Here is a 21,754-nt window from a genome sequence, read left to right on the forward strand (position 1 = left end):
AGATTGGCCGACAAATGAATTCCAGTCACTGGCACTTGTTGTTGGAGGGTTGCTTCCCTTCCGGGTTCGCATGGGTCAAGTTTCCATCTAGGGCCAACTGATGGTCAACGGCCAATTCCGCGCGATCGAAGTTCATCCCATTGACTGTTCGGTTTGTTGGATAAGACTTCGTCCTGCAAAAGCACTTGTGTTACGTCCTTCCACCCAGGTTTAAATCAACATCCTGAGTAGTTTGTTCTCTTGTGCTATCAAGTACTTCGACATATTCAGGGTGTTCGTTTGCGATTGTTCGATATCCTCTTACAGCCTGATCGCCAATGAGAACTTGTCCCTATCGAGTCAGTTTCTAAAGCCGCCTCTGCGACCTTGGGGATTCCTGCGTTCGCTGAGGAATAGATCAAAGCACTTAGCCCAGAAGCACCATCCTGTTTGTCAAAATTAAAATGAGTTCAGCCAAAATACGTCCATACAAAAGTGAGCCTTGGCAAGTCAGAATTAATAACCCAGAGCGGATTTCCTGTGTAAAACAAAGAGATCCAATTAATAACCCATCATTGCATTTTCAGTTGAATGATATTAAGAGCCCAGTCTTTGCATGAATACCTTTCACTTGATTATTAAGGTTGGTGCGATGAGGCTCTGACATCCTGCTGAGGCGACGCTTCAAGGATATGCTCTGAGATTTTCTGAGATTAAATCTCTCATACGATCTAGCATCAGCGGTTGCTCCAAATTTGCTCGTACAAGATCCGGATTTGAGGATTGATATAACTATAAAGATTGTCTGGCAACGCTCCTTCTGTGTATTCTTGCATCTTTAGCCACATTAGCTTTTTTTGTAAGCTTCCATTGCAAGTCTGTATTTTTCAATATTCTGAGCAAAATCTCTTTTCCCATTAAGGTACTTTTGCTTGTTTCCTTTGTTCCTATTTCTCGCACTCTTTTCGAAGACTTCGAGGCGGAACGAGAAACTGTTATTTTTGTGGGTTTATCTGGTTTAGTGGGTTTGACGCTTGGCTTGGGTGAAATGGGAGGTAGAGAAACTGTTGAGCCAATAATCGCCATTGCGGCTGTTGATCTTTGAGAGCCTCTCTGAGGAGAGTTCCTATACAAACCGGTCACCCTATTTGGCGAGCCCTTCAACCCAACTTTTGAGAAAATTCTTTGTTTATCAATATGCCGAATTGACAAACCAGTCCGTCCACAAAGCCTAAATAAGACGATCGATTTTGTGGGAGATCTGTCCCCGTTAAATTTAAGTAATCGATAAGTATTTCCTGATTGTTTCTGACTCTCTCCCGCATTGCTTGAAAAGTTGAATTATTCGCTTGGGCATTAGCCTCATTGAGAAGACGTCTGGCAAATTGAAGCTCTCGATATATGAACCGCTTAAGCCTTGAATCGTTCCATTTGTTATGCCATGATCTGTCCTGAGAACAATTGGATCGTTAGGGACATCTAAATGAAAGGATTCAATCAACTTCCATACTCACGAACTATTTTTTGAGTCTCTTTTAGCAGTTCTTGAGACAAGATTTCAAAATCTGCTGTTAGGGTGACTCTGTCTTTTTTTAATATTATCTCTTGCAGAAATTCCTCCGCAAGCATCTTAAGATATTGGTTTCTGATGTCAGTCGGTATTTGGGCCTGAATTTCTGTAATTAATGTCTCAGGCGATTTTATTTGAGTCAAATTCATTTCTCAGCCTATCAAGTTCGGCATTGAACTCAATCCCAGCTTTGCGCGCTGAAATGCTTCCAGTTAAAAGAGCCCCAAGCCAGCTTCGAACTGGTCGTTTTTCAAGCTGATAGGGCCCGAGAGGGAGATTCTTGGCAGGGGTGTTCAACTCTGATATGCAGCGTTTACTTAGATCTATTGCTATGGCTTGCGAGGGGTTCCAAAAAGACAGCATAAAAATTAGGAAAAAAGACCACTTAAACCTTTTCAGACGTGAGATCAACATAGTTTACTTCCTCTCAGAGACCTATTTCAAGACGCTGTACGATGTATCTGAAAGTAAGTCATCTGCGTTTCCTTTGACCGCTCACAAAGATGAAAAACTGTTTCAAATCTTTCAAAGATTTGAAAAAGATCATATCTACTAAGAGAAGGACCTTTTCATTCTGCCTGGAACGAGTTCACTGTCTCTTTTCACAGCCAATCAAGCGACCTTGAAGGCACATGATCCGGTAGCGGCGGCTGATTCTTTTCAAAGATATTTTCGTGAGCCCGCCAATCTCAGGGTTTCATTTCAATTGATTTGTTGACGCTGGATTTCGCGAAGGGTCACCTGTATTTTTGCCTCCCGAGCGAATATTGTTTCAGATCGAATTTATCAAAGGGATTGTCACTTCGTTTTCCGTTTTCAAGAACACCACTAAAGCTGGAATATCCTCACAAGATTCAGCTGGAAGAGGACTAGCTGAATATCCTCCTCCTCCTCCCACGCCCTTTAAAATATCCGTTTCATAGCCGGGGCCTCCGTAACCGCCCCCTCCTCCAGAGTACGGCATCGAACCACCGCCGCCACCACCACCACCACCCGCAAAGCCCCCACCGTTATTTGGAATGGCATTGGCCCTTGCCTCTTCTCCCAATCCTTCACCAAAGATTGGAGCCTGTGATTGTGCATTGGTATCAGGCACACTAAGGTCACTGCCATCAACGGCTCTGGTTCCAAATCCTGTGTTCTGAAATGAGCTTCCACTGCCAGAGCCACTCCCAGTCGAGGCACTGCCTCGCCCAATCCTGAACAAGGGGATCGGATTGAGCATTGGGTCCTCTGCAATTCACACAAATGGGATTTGAAGCGTTGACGGGATCGTTGCAGTCTCCGTTAAAAACAGGTTGTTGATCGACCTCAGGAAATCCGGTGGCTTGAGTCATGGCAGCTTTTTGGCAGAGATCGGCAAAGCTGCTTGCTGCAGCTGACTGAGCGGCCTGGCTGCCCATGGCCGAGACATTTGCGTTGTATCCTGTGCATCGAGTGCCTCTTCCTTCTGCATTGGCCTGAGTCGCACGATAGTCGCTCACCCAAGTGGTGGGGCAGCGTGGGCCTTTGCCTCCATTGGCACTCCAAACGGTGTCGAGGTTTGAACACTCTGTCAGCACTCTTCGATATTTGTTCACAACTTCGGTGCATTTGTCTTCACAAGAGCCCTTGTCAGTGAAGCACTTGCTACCAAGAGCTGTGTTGGCACCCGCACCACCCAATGCCACGATCTTCATAAATTCGCAGCTCTTGGCAATTCCTGCCGAATCTCCACCTGAAGCTCCACCCATAGCAATCATTCCAGTCGCTCCAACCAAGAGTGTTCCCATCGCCGTCATCGAACTGGCACTAGGTCCATCAAGGCCAGACACACACTTGACGGGATCGGTGCAACAAGTGAAGGCTTTCTTATGCGCTTGTTCGCAAAGAGCTCGATCGCCCTCTACCTCTGGAGGTTGGGGAAATCCCTGCGGGAGATCTCCGGCTCCACCTGTGGCTTGATCTCCTCCGTTGCCTTCGTTTGCAGAGGCCACGGGCTTTCCATCAGCTCCGCATTTGGGAAGACCGCTGTCCTTTTGTGCAGACTTTGTCCAGCAAGAGGGACTCCCGTTGGCATCGCACATCGGCTGTCCCGCCACTTGTCCCATATCTTCACTCCAACAAGAAGTGCTCTCTCCTGTGTAGGACTCTTCTCCCGCCTGCTTTTTCTTTTTATCGTTTTGTGCGGAAGTTGAAGAACCGGCTTCATCGCCACTATCTGCGGCGCCCCCCTTGCCTGAGGAATCCGTTTTTTTTGGGGTGGTTCTGGGGTTGCGTTTGTCACTGCCACCACCGCCACCGGCAGGTGGTTGGACGAGGGGATCCGAGGGGCAAGAGGAGTCGCCAGGGTTACAGCTGTCAATTTGTGGCGATTCTGTGACCTCTTCTCTTGGTGGCGACTTAGCCTCCGGGGCTGAGGCAACGGGTCCACATCCTCCCGAGTTCATGAAAGGGATCCAGTTAATTGGGCAGTTGGCGAACATTGAGGGATTACTTTCACAAGGAAGTATATAGGCGCGATAGTATGTGAGCGATTTATCGCAAAGGGGAAATCGTCCCTTACCATCTATGGCCCGAGTGCAGCCAAACGTATCTTGTCTATATCCCATGGGGCAGGAAAGGCCGAGGGCTCCTGCTGACCAAGACACAAAGGCAAAGATAAGGCACAACTTCAGAGGAGAATAGGTAAGTGTTACCACACAGATCCCTTCAGCGAAAAGTAAAGAGTGGTGCCCTGGCCATCACGTGCCAATCCCCCACCAAATCCTTTTAACTGTATCTTATCGGTATTATGCTTGTGTCACTTTAGGACTTTAGTCGAAATAAGATAGTCAATTATTCCAATGGGCTACGTTGGACTCCACCCGATTCAATTCAGATCAGGGGAGAAGAGTGTGAAGAGAGTCTCATTTTATCTGCGAGGGAGGAGAGGCTGAGCTCATGACGCCGTTACGGAGCGCCTCGATTCACAAATCTCATAAAGGCCCCATAAAAAGACTCAGCCTTCACGGCAAAGTTAATGCCGCCGGATCCACTTTTGGCAGGAGGGGAGGGAGCGTTCCTTCTTGGAGGAGCGGCTTGTTCCCCGCCGCTCTCCGGTCGGTTATTTTTAATCCATCCTCTGTGAACGGCCGCAAAATAGGGCTGGCCGTTTTCATCTCGAAGGGCAACTGCCTGGCCGGAAGAACCCGGTATTGTATCACCGTTGTGTAACCAAAATTTTCCTGGATTCACATTAATAGTGCCAACGAGATAGGGGTGATCCGATGGCATTGTGGTGAGACTAAATGGAGCGCAATTCTTCGAAAAATCGTTGGTCTCGGTGTTGTACCCAGCTGTCATAGCCGATTTTGGAACCTTGCTTTCATCAGTCAATTTGAAAGGCAAAGGCTTTATCTGATATTCCTTGGGGACGGGCAGTCCATCCACGTCCTTACCTACTTCTTCTTCCAACCTAAGAAAAGCGTAGTCCAGGTCAGGGTATCGGTCTGGATTTGTGGTTCCAAATTCATAGTCTTTTACTTTATATCTCTTAAATACATACTCGTTGGTCCTTGGACTCCATACCCTTACAATAAAAACGAACCCTTTCCGCGGATCAGTCATGAGTTCGTTGTTATCTCCATATTGAAACACATGGGCACTTGTAACAACGATATCAGTGGTATCCCCAACCAAATGGCCAGAACCGGCACATCTATTCTTTGACTTCGAATTACAGGTCGAGTCCAAATCAGCGACCTTTCCGGTGCCGTATAGCGCCCGATCTGTATCAGTTGCACCAGGCCCATACTTTAATGGACAGCGACTATCTTTTCCAATAATCGCTGTTTTGATGAACTGACCCATTTGCCCAAGTTGGCGGGCGTTCTTGGCAAGGCCACTGCTATTTTCGCAATCCTGACCAAAGCTACCGTCAAGTCCACCTATTTCTATCTGTCCGGCAGAGCGTCCGGAGTACCCATCTTCAACAAATCCCGTGCGCTTTTTGTTTGGATCGCCACCAAAAGGTAGATAGGAGTTTGTATTTGGATCATAGATGTAATCTCCTGGTGGCAGACCCGGATTTGATTTATTTGACTGAGCTGAAGAGGAGACCGGAGGAGCGAGGAGTAAAACCGCATAGGCGAGAAGGCGAGCTAAAAAAATAGATTTTGAAATGAATTCCATAACAGCCACACCTCACTCGACTCTTAATTACTGCCTTAATTCCTTTTGATAAAGCAGCTACGAGACAATTTCAATGCTAAAAATATGCCATTCGTTATGATGACGTCAAAATATCCCAAGAAGCCCGGCCTCTGGTCGTTTTAAGCGCCAGAACGAAATGGGTGCTATCCCCGAGGAATGTACAAGCCTTAGACAGGTACCTGTTTGAGCGCCATTTGGGCCTTCTTGGGTCAGCTTGGGTCAGAACTGGGTCCCATCTGGCAAGGTGATTGCGCAAATAAATCAATGAGTCTGTAAAGTCTGCAAGAGATTTGAAACGGAAAGCGAGTCCGATGTTCAACGGATTTCAACGCCGATCGCGGATCGACAGGAAGAACTTTTGCGCAAGCCTAGAGAATTAAGGACATTTTTCACTACTTTCTTAGCTGAGCGAACGGCGCCATTAACATATCCCTGCGAAAGATCGTCATACTCTTCTCCGATTCTAAAAAATCGACCAGTTCGAGAAACGACATTTTTTTGGAGCATTTTCTCTCCTGGGCGAGGTGCATCTGAATAGGATGACGGCCAAGAGTAGTAACGTGCGTGAATAAAATACTGAGTTATTCCTGGAACTATTCTCTCAAGTTCAAGGAGGATCCGTTTTGACAATAAGAGTATTTCATCATCTGAATTTGTGTCGAGAATTTTGTCCGAAAAATAAAGGGTTAGACTTCCAAATGAGGTATCTTGCAAAACTGAACTATCCCACATTTGTGCAGAAAACATTTCAAGCATTCCGTTACCAGAAATGTTGTAGTCTTCCCAAATTCGTTTTGAGAAATAAAGAATGAGTTTGCCGTTGCTAGCAAATTGTTTTGCCTTTTCCACCTTTATCCCGTTGAACGAATCACCATGTAGATTTATGTTAACAAACTGAAATGACGGGACTGACGATACTAAGATTTTAGTTTGGATGTCTTTTATTATTCCGCCGTTCTCGTATCGAACCAAAAAACTCCCATCGCTGTTTTCCGTAATGTCCGTAACCTGGTGGTTAAGCCGAATCTGCTTTCCCAAGCGATCTGAGAGTCGATCAATAAAAATCTGTGTTCCGCCCTTTACAATATACCTTTCATCGTTCTGGGGAAGGAGTCCAATCCTTTTGCCTTCCATATCAATGTGAATCACTTCGGAAAGAATCGCACCTGAGAGCTGTGAAAGCGGGAGACCGTATTCAGATAACAGAAAAGTTTCGATGAGCCCTTTCAAAAGCGGTGCGTTCTCAATTAGAAGGAGAACGCTAGCCGCGCTCTTCTCGTCTAACTCACGGTGTTCGTGCAAGCTACTCTGGGCTGCAGAGATTATTTGCTGTATCTTGCTGAGTGCATTCAACTCAGTATTAAATATTTCTTTTGTCAAATCCGCCCAATTGTAGAACTGACCCTTTATTTCAAAAATATCGAGGCCATTTCTTGGCCGTTCCACAAGCTCACAGCCCAGCCCCTTTATGAGGCCAATGGCGTCGCAATGAGTACTATCTATCAACTCGGCACCCGCATTTGAAATAATATTTAAACCAAATGGGAACGGGTCAGTTCTAATTCTTCCACCAACGCGAGAGGAGGCTTCCAAAACAGTGTAGGAAATATTTTCTTCGCTAAATTCCTTGGCTGCGGTCAAACCTGATGCTCCAGCTCCAATAATCACAACATCCACTCTTTCAGTAGGTTCAGCCGAAGTCTCGAAAGATAGATGCACTATGATATGAAAGAATAAAATCCACGCAAAGAGGACACTTGCCCTATTCATGTTCCCCACCCCTAGCGACGAGCCCGCCGTCCGACATATTTCAACAATTTTCAACAATTTAAAATCTATTGTTTGCTTCGACTTTCTGATGATACCCACTTTTGAGCAAACCATACGTGGACATTGTAATTATTAACTCAAAGAAAATAATAATTTTGGCTATCGAAGCACCGATAATGTCCTGCATTAGTATGTAAGGGCTGGTTTTGGGCTTGGCTTGCCGTCGTCGGTGAACAAGAAAGACTGCGACTCGCGCGAAGGCGATAGCTGGTAGGGCCCCGTAGAGCGGCGGAACCCAACGGCAAATCGCACGGGAAAAATGTATATTGGGTTTTTGGCTAAGTGAGACATAAACACACAAGTTGACCAAAGAACAATCTGCTCCCCATAATACTCCCAAAATGAGAGAGGTGTTTATGGGAGAAGATATCAAAGCTGAACTTGAGCGATTACGAGCAGAAAATGCAGTGCTAAAAAAGACCAAGCCTGCGGCAGGCACCTTGTCCATGAAGGTGAGCGAAAAAGGTGCGCTTTCAATTTATGGCATGGGCCGGTTTCCAGTGACTTTATACAAAGAGCAATGGCTTAAGCTTTTGGGAATTTCTGATGAGATCAAGAAGTTTATCAGTGAGAATGATCATTTGCTGAAAGCCAAGGATTAGATTTGTAGGGGAGCAAGGATCTTTGAATTTAAAGGGAGGGTTTTGGCCCTCCCTTTAAGCGTCCCCATTAAAAAAGGACTTTTATTTCTGAGCGATAATACTAAAAAGCGTTGTCGGTGTCTAAATCAACAGCGGTGAAATTAAACCCAGAAAAACTTGATAGCCACGAATCAACAGACGTTCTTGATGTGCTAGAAAGTAATGTGAATTTGGTATTTGCAGAAAAATTACCAATCCCTGTATTTGAGGTGCAGTCCGCTGAATCATCAAAACCAGCTGAAGTTGCACAAGCTGTATTGGTTGTTTCAGAGTACTGCCCGCTCGTTGCCACCTCAGCTAATGTTCTGCTAGGGGTTGTTGCAAAGATTCTTGCTTTTATCCCAGAGCTCAAAGGGCCGGAAGCCGTTATGATCCGGCCATATCCATTTGATGCGCCACCAACAGTAGCTGCATCTGCCTGAATATCAGCAAACCCGTATGAGATTGAAGACACACCTTGCGGCTCGCCACCACTCGACATTGTCAAAACAGCGGAAAGACGGGTGTGCCGATTCCATCCACAGCGGCTGGCTGCACAGTCGGATCGAACCCTTTCGTCCCGTTTTTCGAATTTCAAGACTCCAGTCGATTTAGTGAGTTCACCTGCCATCGTACCGACGTCACCTGCAGAATCTCCTGCCGCAGCTCCACTCCAAGACTCGTGAGTGATAAATTCGATTTTGTCACTATCGAGATTTGCCGCAATCTTAAAGGTTAAACCAAAGGAAGAAACAGAGAATATAACTCCCTTTGCATAATGTGAGTTAAAACTAGCTGGAGAGCTCCCCACTGCCGAAAAAGTGATCGTGCCTGTTTCTCCACCAGGGCCTCCGTCAGGCCAACAGTCGGTATCGTTAAAATTTCCAGTGATCTCCTGTGTGGCTCCGCTGAACTCAATTCCACCCTTTTCAAGGGTGCAGATGAGACTTTGTACCAAATCAAATCCTCCACGAACGGTGTCTCCATCTTTGATACTGACCGCGCAATAAGTGTGAAGGTAAGGATAGAATTCATCGCTTTGCGAAAGATCCGCTCCACCCGCAGTGGCTAGGGGTTTGCCATGGCTATCACAGCGGTTGGTATTAAATTGAGTCACTGTCATCGGCCTGATCGAACCCATCAGAGCCGTGCCAGTCATTCCTGAGCCAATAGCTCCCACTCCCTTAGCCACCAAGCCGATGGCATCGGCGACTTGCGTAGCTGGAGTGCTACTCCCAGAATCACTGTCACCAGAACAGCCAATCATTGAAATGACAGATCCCAATAGGACAAAAAACATCCTTTTCTGCATAAGAATCCTCCGAATATTTTTGATAGATAAGCAGAATGCTAAATTCGAACTATAAATCTAACACGCAAAAAATTTGAAACTGCCGATAACTTGTCTATTCCTAGACTGAGGTGTCCATGAGGAAAGTATTGAAACCCTGGACAAAACGCGAGGGAACTGAAAGGTTTATTCTTTGTGAGATTTCTGCTGGAAAGGTCTTCCTAACATGATCCTAACAGATTCCTGATTTACGAAATCCCGCCTAGTTACTGTATGAAATGGACGGCCCCACAACACATAACTCCCTGAGGAGAAAAATGATGAACAAACTAGCGATTGGCCTAACGGTCTTGATCACGATGATGAGCGGAAGTGCCTTTGCCGCTTGCCCAACAGGAACAATTCCTCGCAGTGATACAGTCGAAGGCAGGCCGGTGTGCACAGTGAAGGGGAGTTATCTCAATACGACTCTCGCTTTGAACACAGGAAATGCCTATGTTTTGGAGGGCGATGTTCGAATTGGTGCTGACAACACTCAATCATCAACGCTCACACTAGAGCCAGGCGTCACTGTTTATGGTGCTCCGGGTGCGTACTTGGTAGTTATGCGAGGATCAAAGATTTTCGCAAACGGGACAAAAGGAAAACCGGTCGTTTTCACTTCGCTTCAACGAGACAACTTGCGCCCCGGTCTGTGGAGCGGAGTTGTATTGAACGGGAATGCACGCATCAATAATTGCAAAGCTGGTGAACCAATTTGTGAAAGCATTTCTGAGGGTATTAAAAACAATCCGCCAAAATTTGGTGGAAATGATGATAACGATAGCTCTGGTAGTCTAAAATATGTTCGTGTTGAGTATGCTGGATATGAACTAGCGAAGGATAACGAGCTCAATGGCATCACGTTTAATGGCGTTGGGTCTGGTACAGAGGTTGACTATCTCCAGGTCCACCGCAGTGCTGATGATGGAATTGAGTTTTTTTGGAGGTAACGTCAACCTCAAGCATGTGCTCTTGACCGACAACGACGATGATGGATTTGATTGGGACATGGGTTATCGGGGGAAAGCTCAATTTGTATTTATTGAGCTAGAGACTGGAACGGAAGACAGCCGAGGTATTGAAGCGGACAATTTAAAATCTCCTATGGATGCCCAGCCTCGTTCCAATCCCATTCTTAGCAATATCACTATAGTCGCTCGAGGTGCGAATGCTCGCTTGTTTGACGGTATTATGCTTCGCCGTGGAACAGGAGGAGAAATCCACAACGCTATCGTGACCGGTGACTTCAAGGTATCCTGCATTAATATTGATGATGATGAAACTTTCCGCAATGCGGGTGTAATTACTGGCAAGGGTGTTGCCCAATCTGGCTTGAAGATGGTCAACTCCATTGTCAACTGTGCCGCTGGTGTTAACTTTGAAGAAAAATCGAGTGATCCATTTTCGGTGAGTGCCTGGTTTCAAGGTGAAAACAAAGTAAATAATAGAACAGTTGATCCAGTTCTCAAAGGACGCCTCCCGGCTGAAGATAGTCCGGCTGTGGGGGCAGGGGTAACTCCTTCTCTGTCAGGCCCTTGGCAATTTACTCCGGTAGACTACATTGGCGCTCTAAGTCCATATGAAGATGAAGATTGGACTCTTGGTTGGACGGTTCGACAATAAGAATAAAAAAATTAATAAGAGTGGCGTACCACCTTGAACTAAACATTTGCACATTACTTCTGGTCCTTATTTTAGGGGAGGCGAGCCTCTCCTTGGCATTTTCTCAAGATTCAAATCGATCTTCTGTTAAAATAAGCGATCAAGAGAGCTTAAAAGAAGCCCAGGGTAGGGTTCTCATTCTTGCGTTTCGAAATGGCGAGCCTTCTGGCGGAGTTAAATTTGAACACAGCTCGGGCACATATTTATCAGCATTCGATGGCTCGCTGATGATCGATCTACCACCAGGTGGCCATTCCTTCTACATCCCTGAATTGGAGCGCAAACTTGCAATTCAAGTGAATTCGGGAGAAGAGACTCAAGTGATCGTGAGCCTTCTTCATCAGCGGCAGAAATCTGAAGTGTCGGTGAAAGTTCCAACGGGAGCTTCCTCGGAGGGCTTGAAGAGTGGTGAGAGCGGGTCACTTCTACAGGTTAAGGTCGTCGATGAAAGCTCACGCCGTCCTCTCTCGGGTGGCCTTGTTATATTCTCGGGATATGAAGATACCTTGACCACAAATTCTGAGGGGCAGGTTGAGTTCAGACTGTCAGACGGTGAATACTCCTTGTCAATTTTTCATCCAAAATATCAAACGAAAACGCTGTCTGGAGTGAAGGTAGGCCCCGATACCAATAAGCCCTTGGTTATTTCGCTCACTCCAGCAATCAACGAGCTGGAGGAAGTCACGATCCTCGCTCCGAAGATCAGGGGCAGTGTTTCGGCACTCATTGAAGTGCGGAGGCAGAGTTCGTCTGTGACGGACGTGATGGGCTCAGAGCAAATGAGTCGACAAGGCGATAGCGATGCTGCGAGCTCACTTCGACGAATGACTGGATTGACTTTGAAGGACGGGAAGTATGTTTACGTTCGAGGATTGGGTGAGCGATATTCGGGCGTACAGCTAAATCAATTTAGTCTTCCGAGCCCAGAGCCAAATCGACGTGTGGTACCCCTTGATTTGTTTCCAACGGCTATACTCGAAAGTGTTCTTGTGCAAAAAGTTATTCGCCCGATCTGCCTGGAGAATTTGGAGGTGGGGTCATTCAGCTACAATCCCGGACACTACCCGAAAAATTTTCTCTTAAGTTTACCTTGAGTTCCAATCAAGAGTCCGCAGATCAGAGACTCTCTTCACGAGGGGGCGGCTTAGATTGGGCCGGAATTGACAATGGGACTCGAAAAATGCCGGCGGCCATTCGGGGAGCTCTGAAATCGGGCAAAAAACTTGTCTTGCAACAGCCGGGTTCGAGTGAAGGGATCTCAGAAGCGGAGCTCGTTCAGTTAGGTCGTTCTCTGCCACCCAATTATGCTACAAATCGAACATCAGAAGGAACTCCTCCAGGCTTTTCCCTAGCGATTGCGGATCGATTTCGAATTGGGGCCGCGAGATCTGGAATTGCGGGTTCGATTCTCTACGGCCAGAATGCGGATCGCGGAGAACGCTTCAGTCGTGGATTGAACGCAATGAGTCCGGGTCGATACTCCACCGATTATAATCGCAATTCAGAGTATGCCGAAATTGAAACTCGGTTAGCTGGACAAGTGGATTTTGGCCTTGAATTAAATCAAAGCAATACGCTGAGTTTGAGTTCGATGCTTCTGCGGCACACAACAGACTTCACGCAACAAGATCTGAAACAGGATCCAAACTCAACGTCCTCCATCGAATCGACAACATTGGATTGGGTCGAGCGACAGCTTTGGACGAATCATCTCAAAGGAAAGCACAAATTAGGCACCTCTTTTGGTCAGGATATCGAGGGAAGTTGGAGAATTGGTCAGGCGGATGCGATTCGAGATAATCCAGATCGAAGGGAGTACGCGTTTGAGCGGACTCCTACTTCCTATCAAATGAGAGGTGATAGCGGAGGCAACAGGCGGACATACTCTCTTTTGACGGATCGTTCCCAAGAAGTCGCTGCTGATTTAGTCTTACCATTGGGTTCCCAGAGGGATAGGCTCAAACTAAAATTTGGTGCGAGCGAAATCAAAAGAGGACGCCGTTCTGAGGTATTTCGACTCTTCTTTTCTGGGGACACATCTGGAGATCCCATCGAAAGTCAGCTGAGTCTCGCGAATATTGGACCAGGCGGCTTTCAATTGCAAAATCTCACAGATGCAGCTGATAGTTACCGAGGTGACCAAAGTATCGTCTCGCAGTATGCGATGGCAGATTTCGGTCCATTTGCGAATTGGAAAATTCTGGCGGGCTATCGTTGGGAACGTTCTGTTCAAACTGTAAATACCTTTCGCTACTTTGAACCCGAGAATCCATTCTCGCAATCTAGACTGGAAATGAAAGATGTTCTTCCCTCCTTTGCTGTATTGTGGAAGCCAAATCAACAGTGGCGCGCTCGTCTGGCATACAGTGAGACTCTGGCGCGCCCGGACTTTCGAGAGCTTTCTGAGGTTGGATTTATAGATGATGAAACCGGATACGAGGTCCGTGGAAATTCCTCTCTGAGGGGTACTATCATTCAAAATATTGATCATCGTTGGGAGTATTATTGGTCTCCAGATGAATATGCATCATCTGGATTCTTTTTAAGAAATTCAGAGATCCGATAGAGGTGATGTTTGTTCCAGGAGTCAATCGAATTCAAACGTTTTCCAACGCAATGGCAGCAGAAAATTTTGGTTTGGAATTGGAGTCAAGAATAGGCTTGAGAAAGCTGAACCGAATTTTCAGGCGTTGGTCAATATTGAGTAATCTCACTTTCATTCGATCTGAAATTGAATTGGACGAAAAGAGCAAAGGAATTCAAACCTCTCAGCAACGTCCATTGCAAGGTCAGGCACCCTATGTGGTGAATTTCCAATTGCAGTATGATCGGCCCTTATGGGATTTTTCCGCAACCCTCCTCTATAGCCTCGTCGGTGAACGAATTTCTGAGGTCGGTACGAACAACATTCCTGATACCTATCAGAATCCGAGTCACCAACTGGATTTCGTTGCTTCTAAGGCCATATCAAAGGTTTGGACGGTAGCCCTAAAGGCGAAGAATCTTCTGGATCCTGCAATTGAGTCGTTTCAGGATAAGGAACTCGTGCGGAAAACTCACAATGGGCGATCTATTGGCTTGAATATGACTGCGATCTTTTAAGGATAACTATGATCGGAATGATAGGAAATAAATTAAAAAGATATTTCGCGGTCATTATTCTGTCGTCTGCGACTTATGGCTGTGGCCAGCACAGCACTTCCAATCATTCATTTGTTCGATCTGGCGAGGTTTTTCAAGGGAAGAATCCCGAGACAATTGAGGAATTGATCCAAAGCTCTATTGCAAAAGACGACATCGACATGATCATTGAGCTTGCTGAGAAGGGAGCAAATCTGAATCAGCTTCTCTCTAATGGTCGCACAGCACTGATTGAGGCCACCATTCAGAATCGCCTACGCATAATGATTGAGTTGATGAAGAGAGGGGCGGATGTTGAACAGCTGAGCAGGGAAGGTAAGAAAGCCTCACAATATGCCCTTGAGATGGCCGGCATTGATTCCGATGGCAAAGTCAACGTAACGCGCACCATGGCTATTTTAGACCCGGCTTTGGCCACGTCTGAGCGAATTGCATTCATGAAGTTTTCAGGAAGAGGGAGCGCCGATCAGTTGATGCGTTTACTCAAAGAAGTTGGACTTGATCCCAACTACAGAGATGAACAAGGGAACACCCCCCTGACGTTTGCTATTCGAAAGAGAAAAACGCTTTCGGTTCAAGTTCTGGTTCATTGGGATGATTGTCCAGACGAATCTGTGAAGGCGAGTTGCCTGAATTTGACGGCGACAGATGTCAATTTTCCAGGATCAGACGGGATCAAGCCACTGACGCTAGCGAAGCAATTGGGAGCCAACGAGCTCATCCCGATTTTAATTGATGCAAAAGCAGTAGAATAAAAAGGAGAGACCAATGAAAGATCGAATATTTTCCGTTGCTCACTATGCCGACGCCGGAGTGCTGTTTCTTCTGATCGCGCTGAGTATCGCGAGTTTAATTGTGATTTTTGAACGCTATGTGCGACTAGGTCGAATAGCAAAAAGCAGCAAAAGGCAGCGAGACAAACTTGAGGAAGTCCTCGCGCGGGGAAACATGTCCGAAATTGACACACTCCAATTGGTCGATGGATCGCTTGAAGCAAGGTTAGTGAAAAGGGGAATGACGCACTTGAAGCAGAACGGCAGAAAGGGCCTTGAAGAGTCCTTTTCCACATTTGTTCAATTTGAGCAACCAAAGGTGGAGCGCTCACTGACCTTCCTTGCTACGGTCGGTTCAAATGCTCCATACATCGGACTATTCGGGACAGTGCTCGGAATCATGAAGTCCTTTAACGATTTGGCAAATGCGACCAATGCCGGTCAACAAACCGTCATGGTGGGAATCTCAGCAGCTCTTATTGCTACGGCGGCTGGCCTGATGGTAGCCATTCCGAATATCCTTGCATTTAATTACTTTCAGAAACAAGTGAAAGCAATTATTGCGGGGGCTAGAAAGTTTCAAGGATGCTCTCATTGCATACGCTAAAGTAAAGGAGCTCTGAAATGGCGAGTAAAGCCTCTTCTAATAATGAAACCATCTCGGAAATTAACGTCGTGCCATTGGTCGATATTATCCTGGTTGTTTTAATTATCTTTATGGTGACGGCTCCTGCACTCATTAAGCCAAGTGTCGCGATCGATCTCCCTGAGGCATCGAGTGGTGATGAAACAACGCCCAGCTTGTTGAATGTTGCGATCACCGCAGACGGAACAGTGATGATCAATAATCAGGAAGTAAATCAAGAAGAGGCAAAGAATTTGGCGCGCATCGAGGTGGAGAGGAATCCATCCGTAGAGGCAGTGATTGTGGCTGATAGAGAATTGGATTATGGCGTCGTTGTGCGAGTTTTGGATTGGATAAAGTCAACAGGTGTAAACAGATTCGCTGTAACCACCGACAAACCCTTAACAGAATGAGTGTGAGGAGATGAGAAAAAAAATTCTGATCGCCCTTTTCATGATGAATAACCTGGCTTTCGCTGAAACTCCAAAAATCATGAATGATTTGGTGTCGCTGCGGAGTGAAATTGAAATTCTCAGTAACGAACTGGAAGCTTCTCAAAAGGAAAAGCAGGCTGAACTTGATATGTGGATGCAGAAACGTCTGGAAATCGAGTCGAATTTGCAAAAAGAGAAGATGAGGCATGTTCAGATTGCAGAAAGAGACCTGCGACATTCCGCTCTCACCAAGGCTCATGAAAAAATAGAGCCTCAGGGGAAATCGCAATTGTTGGATGGCATTCGTGAAGCCAAAAATTGGGTAGATACTTCTCTTCCTTTTTCGAAGGAGCAGAGAAAAGCTCGACTCGAGAGCCTTGAGAGCCGTCTAGAGCGTGGGATGGAGTCACCGGAGATCCTGGGAGCCGAGCTCTGGGCGTTTTATGAAAGTGAGATTAAGTTGGGAACGCAAAATGAATTTCGTATCATAGATTTTGACTTTCCTCGAGGGCGCGAGAAAGTGGAAGCCGTGCGCTTGGGCCTTTATACAATGTTTATTAGGCAAGTCGATGGCGAGATGAAAGAGGTTGTAAGAGGGGAAAGTGGTTGGGCCACCAAGAGTCTGTCAAAGAAACAAGAGCAGGAGGTCGTCCGTCTTATGGAAGATTTGAAACAGAAAAGGAAGAGCGGAGTCTATTTCTTGCCACTTTCTGAACGGTCGGGTGCTTTATGAAAATGAGAGCTTGGCGTATTTTGATGTATTTTCTGTTTGTTCCTTTTGCTCAGGCCGAAAACCTGGATTTAGAAAAAGCGTTTCAGATTGAATACTCATATTTGATCTCTCAGAGAGAGGCTCTGTTGCGTCAGAAAAAAATGATGGAGAAGAAATTTGACGAGCGAATTGGCTTGGTGAAGAATCGGTTGGATATGGCCCAAAAGGAATTGGCCAAAATGACCGTAAAAAATGATGATGAGTTTGAGGCTTTGGCGGGATTGGATAAAAAAAGACGTGACCTCAATAGAGGAGAGACCTCGTTTGAAGCAATCTATCGAAAATCAGCAAAAGTATTAAATGAAGCTGAAAGGTCTCTTCGCTTTCAGGAAAGGCAGGAGAAGGCAGAAGTTATCGCTCCAGACGGGCCTGGCGTTGGGAGTCTGAGTCCGATTTTCTCACGATCAAAAAAGTTGTTGGAAGCTTTGGCGAGTTCAGAGAGATTCTCGGGCTACTATCTGGACGAGCAGGATACTCTTCGGAGAGGAGAGGTGACAAGACTCGGGCAGGTTACTGCCTTCTTGAGCGGACAACATGGGAATGACAATGCTAGGTCCAGCGGTAACGGTACATTGAAGGCACTCAATAGATCCACCGACAGTTTCTATCTTTTTGATAATTTATATGAGGCGGCTCAGTTTAAACTTCCGGGGACATGGGTTGAGCGTCTGGCTGACTCAGGTCCAGCCTTATTTTTGTTAATGATGTTAGGAGTGGTGGCTGGTCTGTTCTTTGTATTGGTAAAAATATAGCCGATGGGAAAGTTAGTTTGCTTTCTTATAGCCGTGGGATTTTTTGTAATGTCGCTAGGGCTTGTGTCCAATTTTTTGCACTCGATCCGGAGACAATTGCGATCGCCTGCTTCTTCGGGGGCCAAAGCCTGTTCCAATTAAGATCGCTGAAGCTAAAAGGAAGCCTTCGCTACCGCGTGAAGTGCCGAAGCCAATTTTGGAAAAATCGCTCACAGCTTTGGCACCAGAGTCATCTCGTGATTCGCTCAAAGAATTAGGAGGAGTTGGTTTCGGCGGCTCGGGAACAGGATTGGCCGTTGGCGGATCAGGAGGTTTTGGCACTGGCGTAGCTAATATTGTCAATGAACGCGGAGCGAATGACCGCTCGCCACGGGTGCTCTCTCGCAATCCTCCCGAATATCCACCTCTGGCTCGGCAAAAAGGCCTATCTGGATTTGTTGTTTAAAGATCTACGTGGATAGGAGTGGTATCGTGGAAGATGTGAAGATCGCAGAAAGTGTGCCAGGGGAATCTTTGATCAGGCCGCAATATTGGCTGTGCGCGCTTGGAAATTCGATCCTGCGATCAAAAATGGACAAGTGGTGGCTGAATGGGCCACACAGAAGGTGAAGTTCGAGTTGAATTGAGTTGACGTGAGGAAAACATGATTGAATTTCTAATAGCAATATTCCTTGGATGCAGCCCTTCCGTTGCGGCGGTAGTGGAGCCACTGTATGACGAGTTGAGCGAGCTAGATCTCGTTGAAGTTCTCATTCGAGACGATAAGTTGGATTTAGCTCAACAGGAGTTAGAGGGGAAGCCTCAATCAAGCCGCTATTGGATTCTTCGCGGCCATCTTGAAATGGCGAGGAAAAATTTTTCTCAAGGCTTGTATAGCTATCCAGAAATCTGAACCCTCTCAGTGGAGAGAAGTTTGTTCTTGGCGAGATCCTCGTATGGACTTCAAGAATATGAAGATTGTCGAGAACAGTACAGGCAAAGTGGTCATTTATGGAAGAAATCCGAAGAGGGCATCGTTGCCAAATCAAAGTGTGAGTTTCAAACTAAGTTTTGGCAAGAGGCCTTGGACTCATTGGAGCAGGGGGAGGTGGTGTTTAAATCATTTTCTCTAAAAAGAGAGCATGTGGCTCTTCTTTTAGATCTAGGTTTAAATCAGCTCGCCTTGAGACTCGCGACATCTGAACCTGGCTCTGTTCGGAGCAGTGAACTGCTCTCTTTGGCCCAACTGTTTTCAGAGAAGAAGGCAACCAAAGAAAATCTCGTCTTTGTCGAATATGCGCGTGCGATGGCCCCGAGGGATATTGAGATCCAAGCCCTGTCAGCGCAGCTTGCCTTTCAGAACGGACAGCTTCGTACCACTCTTGATAGCCTTATCCGATCGGCCGCATTGAGTCCGCGGTACCACTTTCATGTCGCAGAACTTTATCGGGAAATGGGTAAAATTGAGCAAGCCACATTTCATTCTCAGTTCATTCAAGATTCCAAAGAACGCCTTCGCTCACGCATGGCAATTTACTTAGATCAAAAAAACTACTCTCTGGTCGCTTCGATGGATTCTCTTATGGGCCGCGAGGCAGGAGTTGGTGATGATGAGGCACGATATGCGGTGGCCTATGCTCTTTTGCTCAGGGCAACTTCGACCGCTCGCTCACTTATCTGAATTCAATTCGTCAGAGCAGCTTGATCGAAAAGACCAGTCAGCTAAAAGACTTTGAAAGAGGCCCGCGATGGTTTGGATCTTTAAGGTGCAAGGGTTCTCTCGAGATCAATACAACTTGTCCTAAATATTTGATCACAGTGAGAATAACTGAGTTTCAGGAGTGAGCGAAGTCGAGCGTCTTCTTCCTGAACATTCTCAAATCCAGTGTATTTTGGTCTCGTTTTCAAATCAAAATGTTGTTGGTAAATTCTGAGCTTCACTTCCTCTGATGACTGAGTGTCGCCGAAGTCATCGTTTACCAATTTTTGAACGAGAGGATCTCTGAGATAGCTCAGCATAATTTCGGGTGTGTACTGAAAAATCCCGGACAGGCCTCTCTTTTTCGAGCGAGAAAAATCGATACCAAGAAGCGATTCGTTCCTTTTCAATCAAAAACCAATTCTTGCCATTTTGGCTTTGGTCTTGGCCTTTGCCTGCTGAATCAACGGGCACAGTCTGTTCCCTTCTAAAGAGACACTCTCCCGATCCTAAAACAGGGTACCCACTAATTTGATCGGAAAGCCACATTGTCACCAGCAACTGAGGTGAAAAACACTGGGAGATCTCGGCATAGGATAAGGCCTCGTCCCTCCAAAACTTCAGAAGATCTAAGTCGAAAAATTGAAAAGGCACACTAGCTCATTGCAAGTCAAAACAGCCCAGGAAATGTCGTGGAGATTGATCTGATCTTTATACCGGGCAACTGCTGTTTTGACGAAATTCCGCCTCCAGAAATGACCGGAGCACTGTTTCGCTGTCCACCGCGAAAATAAATCCAGATATCTCCAGTTACCTTTGCGCGAATCGTTCTCGCAGTTTCCATGCATTCATCTCGAAATGAAAGAGGATGACGACAGACTCCGTCCATATTTTACCCACCAGTTCTGTTCCGGGATTTGTCCTAAAGGCCTCGGGCCTATTATTGTAGCCAAACTTGAAATAAGGAATTGTGAGTCAACTCAGGTCCTTGATGTCCTACGACCTGCAACTCCATTAAGGACCCTCCTCTCAGCACCCAAAATGACCCACAGTGGGTCGGTTGATGAACTCGAAAATATCAATTTTCCTGTCCTTGTCTTCACTGTCGGGGTCTGTTGACAGATATATTTTCAACAAGCCCCAGCCCGTTTGCAATAGCGAAAATCGGCTAGCCTGCCACAAATCGTCAGTTGCTGATTTCGCACACAATGTATAGAGCCCGAGCCTCGTTGAGGCGTGTTCGCGCTTTCGAAAGAAATTGTATCGAGTTTTATCTTGTTTGATGGAATTTTAGTTCGAGATCAAGGGCAACGGCTAAGGAAGAGGGAACTCTTTGCTGTAATAGGTTGTTGTTATCGCTTTTCGCTAGGGCTGACGAGGGCGAAGGCTGGAGAAATCGGTATTTACTCTTAAGGACTCCATTTTGTTTGCTCGAGATAACTCCCAGCCTTCGATGATTTGGAAGCGAAAACCTTGCAGATTTCGAAATGAATGAAAAATCGGCGGCTTTAAAATACTTCCTTCTCTTGATCTGGTTGCGAAAAACGGATTGAGCGGAAGCTCTCCGAAATGCCTTTGGGCGCCCAAGTGAATTCAGTTTGGGTCTTACTGAATCGCTTTACGACAATGGGGGCCTCTCGCGCGAATCATCAGATTGCAATACTTGACAAAAATATAGGTCTGAGTTGGAGTTTGAGGACAAAAGCTAAATTGGCATTGGACGTCGCGACTCGTTTTGTTGATTATTCTTTAAAATTGAAACTACTTGATATTCAGGAACGTCAGCTGAAGCTAGTCAAAACAGAATTCGAAATGGTCTCGAATGGCTACCACCGGGGATTAAAAACCAAGCGAGTTTCCTCCGATTCCAAGTCGTATCCAATTCGCCGAGAAATTGATGTGACGGACGCAAAAAATAATGTGATATATCTCGTCAGAGCTGCTCAAGGTTATTGGAGCAAAATCAGAGAGAGCCCTGGTAAAGGTTTGCGCCTGTAAATCTCGATTCCATTTTGATTCTCCCACCGAATTGCCAGCAAGGATTGAAGATCATCTTCAATAACGACCGGCAATCCTTGAAAATGAATCGTCTTGGAGTGGATTTGGTTCGTAAAAAATCTTCCTGAATGGCTGTTAACAGCTGGACTGGCCTATTCGAGCAGCGACTACCTAGGCACTCAGAAAAGTTTTTCCGATAATGCAAAGATTGGGTGGGAAGCGCTTGCTCGTTGTTAAATATAATTTTATGGATTGGGGCACGCGTGCCCGTGATTATGAAATCTCCGTCCAGAAGGACATGATCAAAAGCAATGAGATAGATACTTCCCTTCTGAAGCTTGCAGGCCACGCTCAATCAATTGAATTCCGAGAGAAGCGAAAATGTGCGTAAAAGCTATCACTTGGCAAAAGAGT

Annotated in this window: 24 protein-coding genes and 1 pseudogene; 17 read left to right on the forward strand and 8 right to left on the reverse strand. The window is 46.1% G+C overall.

Features of this window, described 5'->3' with window-relative positions; translation table 11 throughout:
• Positions 1–907 precede the first annotated feature (907 nt).
• Entirely contained in the window at positions 908–1,084 is a 177-nt protein-coding gene (locus IPL83_00910; protein MBK9037713.1) for a hypothetical protein, read from the forward strand.
• A gap of 392 nt (positions 1,085–1,476) precedes the next feature.
• On the opposite strand, the gene IPL83_00915 is transcribed toward IPL83_00910, so the two are convergent.
• The 5 genes from IPL83_00915 to IPL83_00935 all read right to left on the reverse strand — a co-directional run bounded on the left by IPL83_00915 (position 1,477) and on the right by IPL83_00935 (position 7,492).
• Entirely contained in the window at positions 1,477–1,698 is a 222-nt protein-coding gene (locus IPL83_00915; GenBank protein ID MBK9037714.1) for a hypothetical protein, read from the reverse strand.
• A gap of 623 nt (positions 1,699–2,321) precedes the next feature.
• The gene (locus tag IPL83_00920) at positions 2,322–2,645 is read right to left on the reverse strand and encodes a hypothetical protein (protein ID MBK9037715.1); all 324 of its coding nucleotides are present in this window, start codon (positions 2,643–2,645) and stop codon (positions 2,322–2,324) included.
• 16 nt (positions 2,646–2,661) lie between these two features.
• On the reverse strand, positions 2,662–4,230 hold the full coding sequence (locus tag IPL83_00925; protein MBK9037716.1) for a hypothetical protein: 1,569 nt from the start codon (positions 4,228–4,230) through the stop codon (positions 2,662–2,664).
• Between the two features lie 250 nt (positions 4,231–4,480).
• Complete coding sequence (locus IPL83_00930; protein MBK9037717.1) at positions 4,481–5,701, reverse strand: hypothetical protein; 1,221 nt, start codon at positions 5,699–5,701, stop codon at positions 4,481–4,483.
• Positions 5,702–6,037: 336 nt separating this feature from the next.
• Positions 6,038–7,492, reverse strand: a complete 1,455-nt coding sequence (locus tag IPL83_00935; protein MBK9037718.1) for an FAD-dependent oxidoreductase — start codon at positions 7,490–7,492, stop codon at positions 6,038–6,040.
• Between the two features lie 416 nt (positions 7,493–7,908).
• Between IPL83_00935 and IPL83_00940 the strand changes: the two genes are divergently transcribed.
• Positions 7,909–8,154 carry a hypothetical protein gene (locus tag IPL83_00940; protein MBK9037719.1) on the forward strand — a complete coding sequence of 82 codons (246 nt, stop codon included), beginning with the start codon at positions 7,909–7,911 and terminating at the stop codon, positions 8,152–8,154.
• A gap of 100 nt (positions 8,155–8,254) precedes the next feature.
• Here the strand turns inward: IPL83_00940 and IPL83_00945 are convergent, their stop codons facing one another.
• Positions 8,255–9,484: a hypothetical protein gene (locus IPL83_00945; protein MBK9037720.1), complete on the reverse strand. Its 1,230-nt coding sequence runs from the start codon at positions 9,482–9,484 to the stop codon at positions 8,255–8,257.
• Positions 9,485–9,780: 296 nt separating this feature from the next.
• On the opposite strand from IPL83_00945, the gene IPL83_00950 reads away from it, so the two are divergent.
• The 14 genes and pseudogenes from IPL83_00950 to IPL83_01015 all read left to right on the forward strand — a co-directional run bounded on the left by IPL83_00950 (position 9,781) and on the right by IPL83_01015 (position 19,324).
• Entirely contained in the window at positions 9,781–10,455 is a 675-nt protein-coding gene (locus tag IPL83_00950; protein MBK9037721.1) for a hypothetical protein, read from the forward strand.
• On the forward strand, positions 10,427–11,128 hold the full coding sequence (locus tag IPL83_00955) for a hypothetical protein (GenBank protein MBK9037722.1): 702 nt from the start codon (positions 10,427–10,429) through the stop codon (positions 11,126–11,128). The genes IPL83_00950 and IPL83_00955 overlap by 29 nt, the downstream gene beginning before the upstream one ends.
• A gap of 92 nt (positions 11,129–11,220) precedes the next feature.
• Positions 11,221–12,261: a carboxypeptidase regulatory-like domain-containing protein gene (locus IPL83_00960; GenBank protein MBK9037723.1), complete on the forward strand. Its 1,041-nt coding sequence runs from the start codon at positions 11,221–11,223 to the stop codon at positions 12,259–12,261.
• A complete protein-coding gene (locus IPL83_00965) occupies positions 12,258–13,733 on the forward strand; it encodes a TonB-dependent receptor (GenBank protein ID MBK9037724.1) in 1,476 nt (491 codons plus the stop codon). The genes IPL83_00960 and IPL83_00965 overlap by 4 nt, the downstream gene beginning before the upstream one ends.
• Before the next feature lie 2 nt (positions 13,734–13,735).
• Positions 13,736–14,269 (forward strand): TonB-dependent receptor, encoded by a 534-nt coding sequence (locus tag IPL83_00970; GenBank protein MBK9037725.1) that lies wholly within the window; start codon positions 13,736–13,738, stop codon positions 14,267–14,269.
• 8 nt (positions 14,270–14,277) lie between these two features.
• Complete coding sequence (locus tag IPL83_00975) at positions 14,278–15,063, forward strand: hypothetical protein (protein ID MBK9037726.1); 786 nt, start codon at positions 14,278–14,280, stop codon at positions 15,061–15,063.
• Positions 15,064–15,076: 13 nt separating this feature from the next.
• Positions 15,077–15,704, forward strand: a pseudogene (locus IPL83_00980) (MotA/TolQ/ExbB proton channel family protein).
• A 1-nt stretch (position 15,705) separates the two neighbouring features.
• Positions 15,706–16,119: a biopolymer transporter ExbD gene (locus IPL83_00985; GenBank protein ID MBK9037727.1), complete on the forward strand. Its 414-nt coding sequence runs from the start codon at positions 15,706–15,708 to the stop codon at positions 16,117–16,119.
• A gap of 10 nt (positions 16,120–16,129) precedes the next feature.
• Complete coding sequence (locus IPL83_00990) at positions 16,130–16,873, forward strand: DUF3450 family protein (protein ID MBK9037728.1); 744 nt, start codon at positions 16,130–16,132, stop codon at positions 16,871–16,873.
• Positions 16,870–17,664 (forward strand): hypothetical protein, encoded by a 795-nt coding sequence (locus IPL83_00995; GenBank protein MBK9037729.1) that lies wholly within the window; start codon positions 16,870–16,872, stop codon positions 17,662–17,664. Before IPL83_00990 ends, IPL83_00995 begins: the two co-directional genes overlap by 4 nt.
• Positions 17,665–17,860: 196 nt before the next feature.
• Complete coding sequence (locus IPL83_01000; GenBank protein MBK9037730.1) at positions 17,861–18,109, forward strand: hypothetical protein; 249 nt, start codon at positions 17,861–17,863, stop codon at positions 18,107–18,109.
• Positions 18,110–18,194: 85 nt separating this feature from the next.
• Positions 18,195–18,290 carry a hypothetical protein gene (locus IPL83_01005; GenBank protein MBK9037731.1) on the forward strand — a complete coding sequence of 32 codons (96 nt, stop codon included), beginning with the start codon at positions 18,195–18,197 and terminating at the stop codon, positions 18,288–18,290.
• Between the two features lie 17 nt (positions 18,291–18,307).
• Entirely contained in the window at positions 18,308–18,556 is a 249-nt protein-coding gene (locus IPL83_01010) for a hypothetical protein (protein ID MBK9037732.1), read from the forward strand.
• Between the two features lie 21 nt (positions 18,557–18,577).
• Complete coding sequence (locus IPL83_01015) at positions 18,578–19,324, forward strand: hypothetical protein (GenBank protein MBK9037733.1); 747 nt, start codon at positions 18,578–18,580, stop codon at positions 19,322–19,324.
• A gap of 288 nt (positions 19,325–19,612) precedes the next feature.
• Here the strand turns inward: IPL83_01015 and IPL83_01020 are convergent, their stop codons facing one another.
• Both IPL83_01020 and IPL83_01025 read right to left on the reverse strand, forming a co-directional pair.
• Positions 19,613–19,996: a hypothetical protein gene (locus IPL83_01020; GenBank protein ID MBK9037734.1), complete on the reverse strand. Its 384-nt coding sequence runs from the start codon at positions 19,994–19,996 to the stop codon at positions 19,613–19,615.
• A gap of 16 nt (positions 19,997–20,012) precedes the next feature.
• Positions 20,013–20,186: a hypothetical protein gene (locus IPL83_01025; GenBank protein ID MBK9037735.1), complete on the reverse strand. Its 174-nt coding sequence runs from the start codon at positions 20,184–20,186 to the stop codon at positions 20,013–20,015.
• A 743-nt stretch (positions 20,187–20,929) separates the two neighbouring features.
• On the opposite strand from IPL83_01025, the gene IPL83_01030 reads away from it, so the two are divergent.
• Positions 20,930–21,340, forward strand: a complete 411-nt coding sequence (locus IPL83_01030) for a hypothetical protein (GenBank protein MBK9037736.1) — start codon at positions 20,930–20,932, stop codon at positions 21,338–21,340.
• Positions 21,341–21,754 lie beyond the last annotated feature (414 nt).

The sequence above is a fragment of the Bdellovibrionales bacterium genome, from assembly GCA_016716765.1.
In the GTDB taxonomy this organism is placed as follows: domain Bacteria; phylum Bdellovibrionota; class Bdellovibrionia; order Bdellovibrionales; family UBA1609; genus JADJVA01.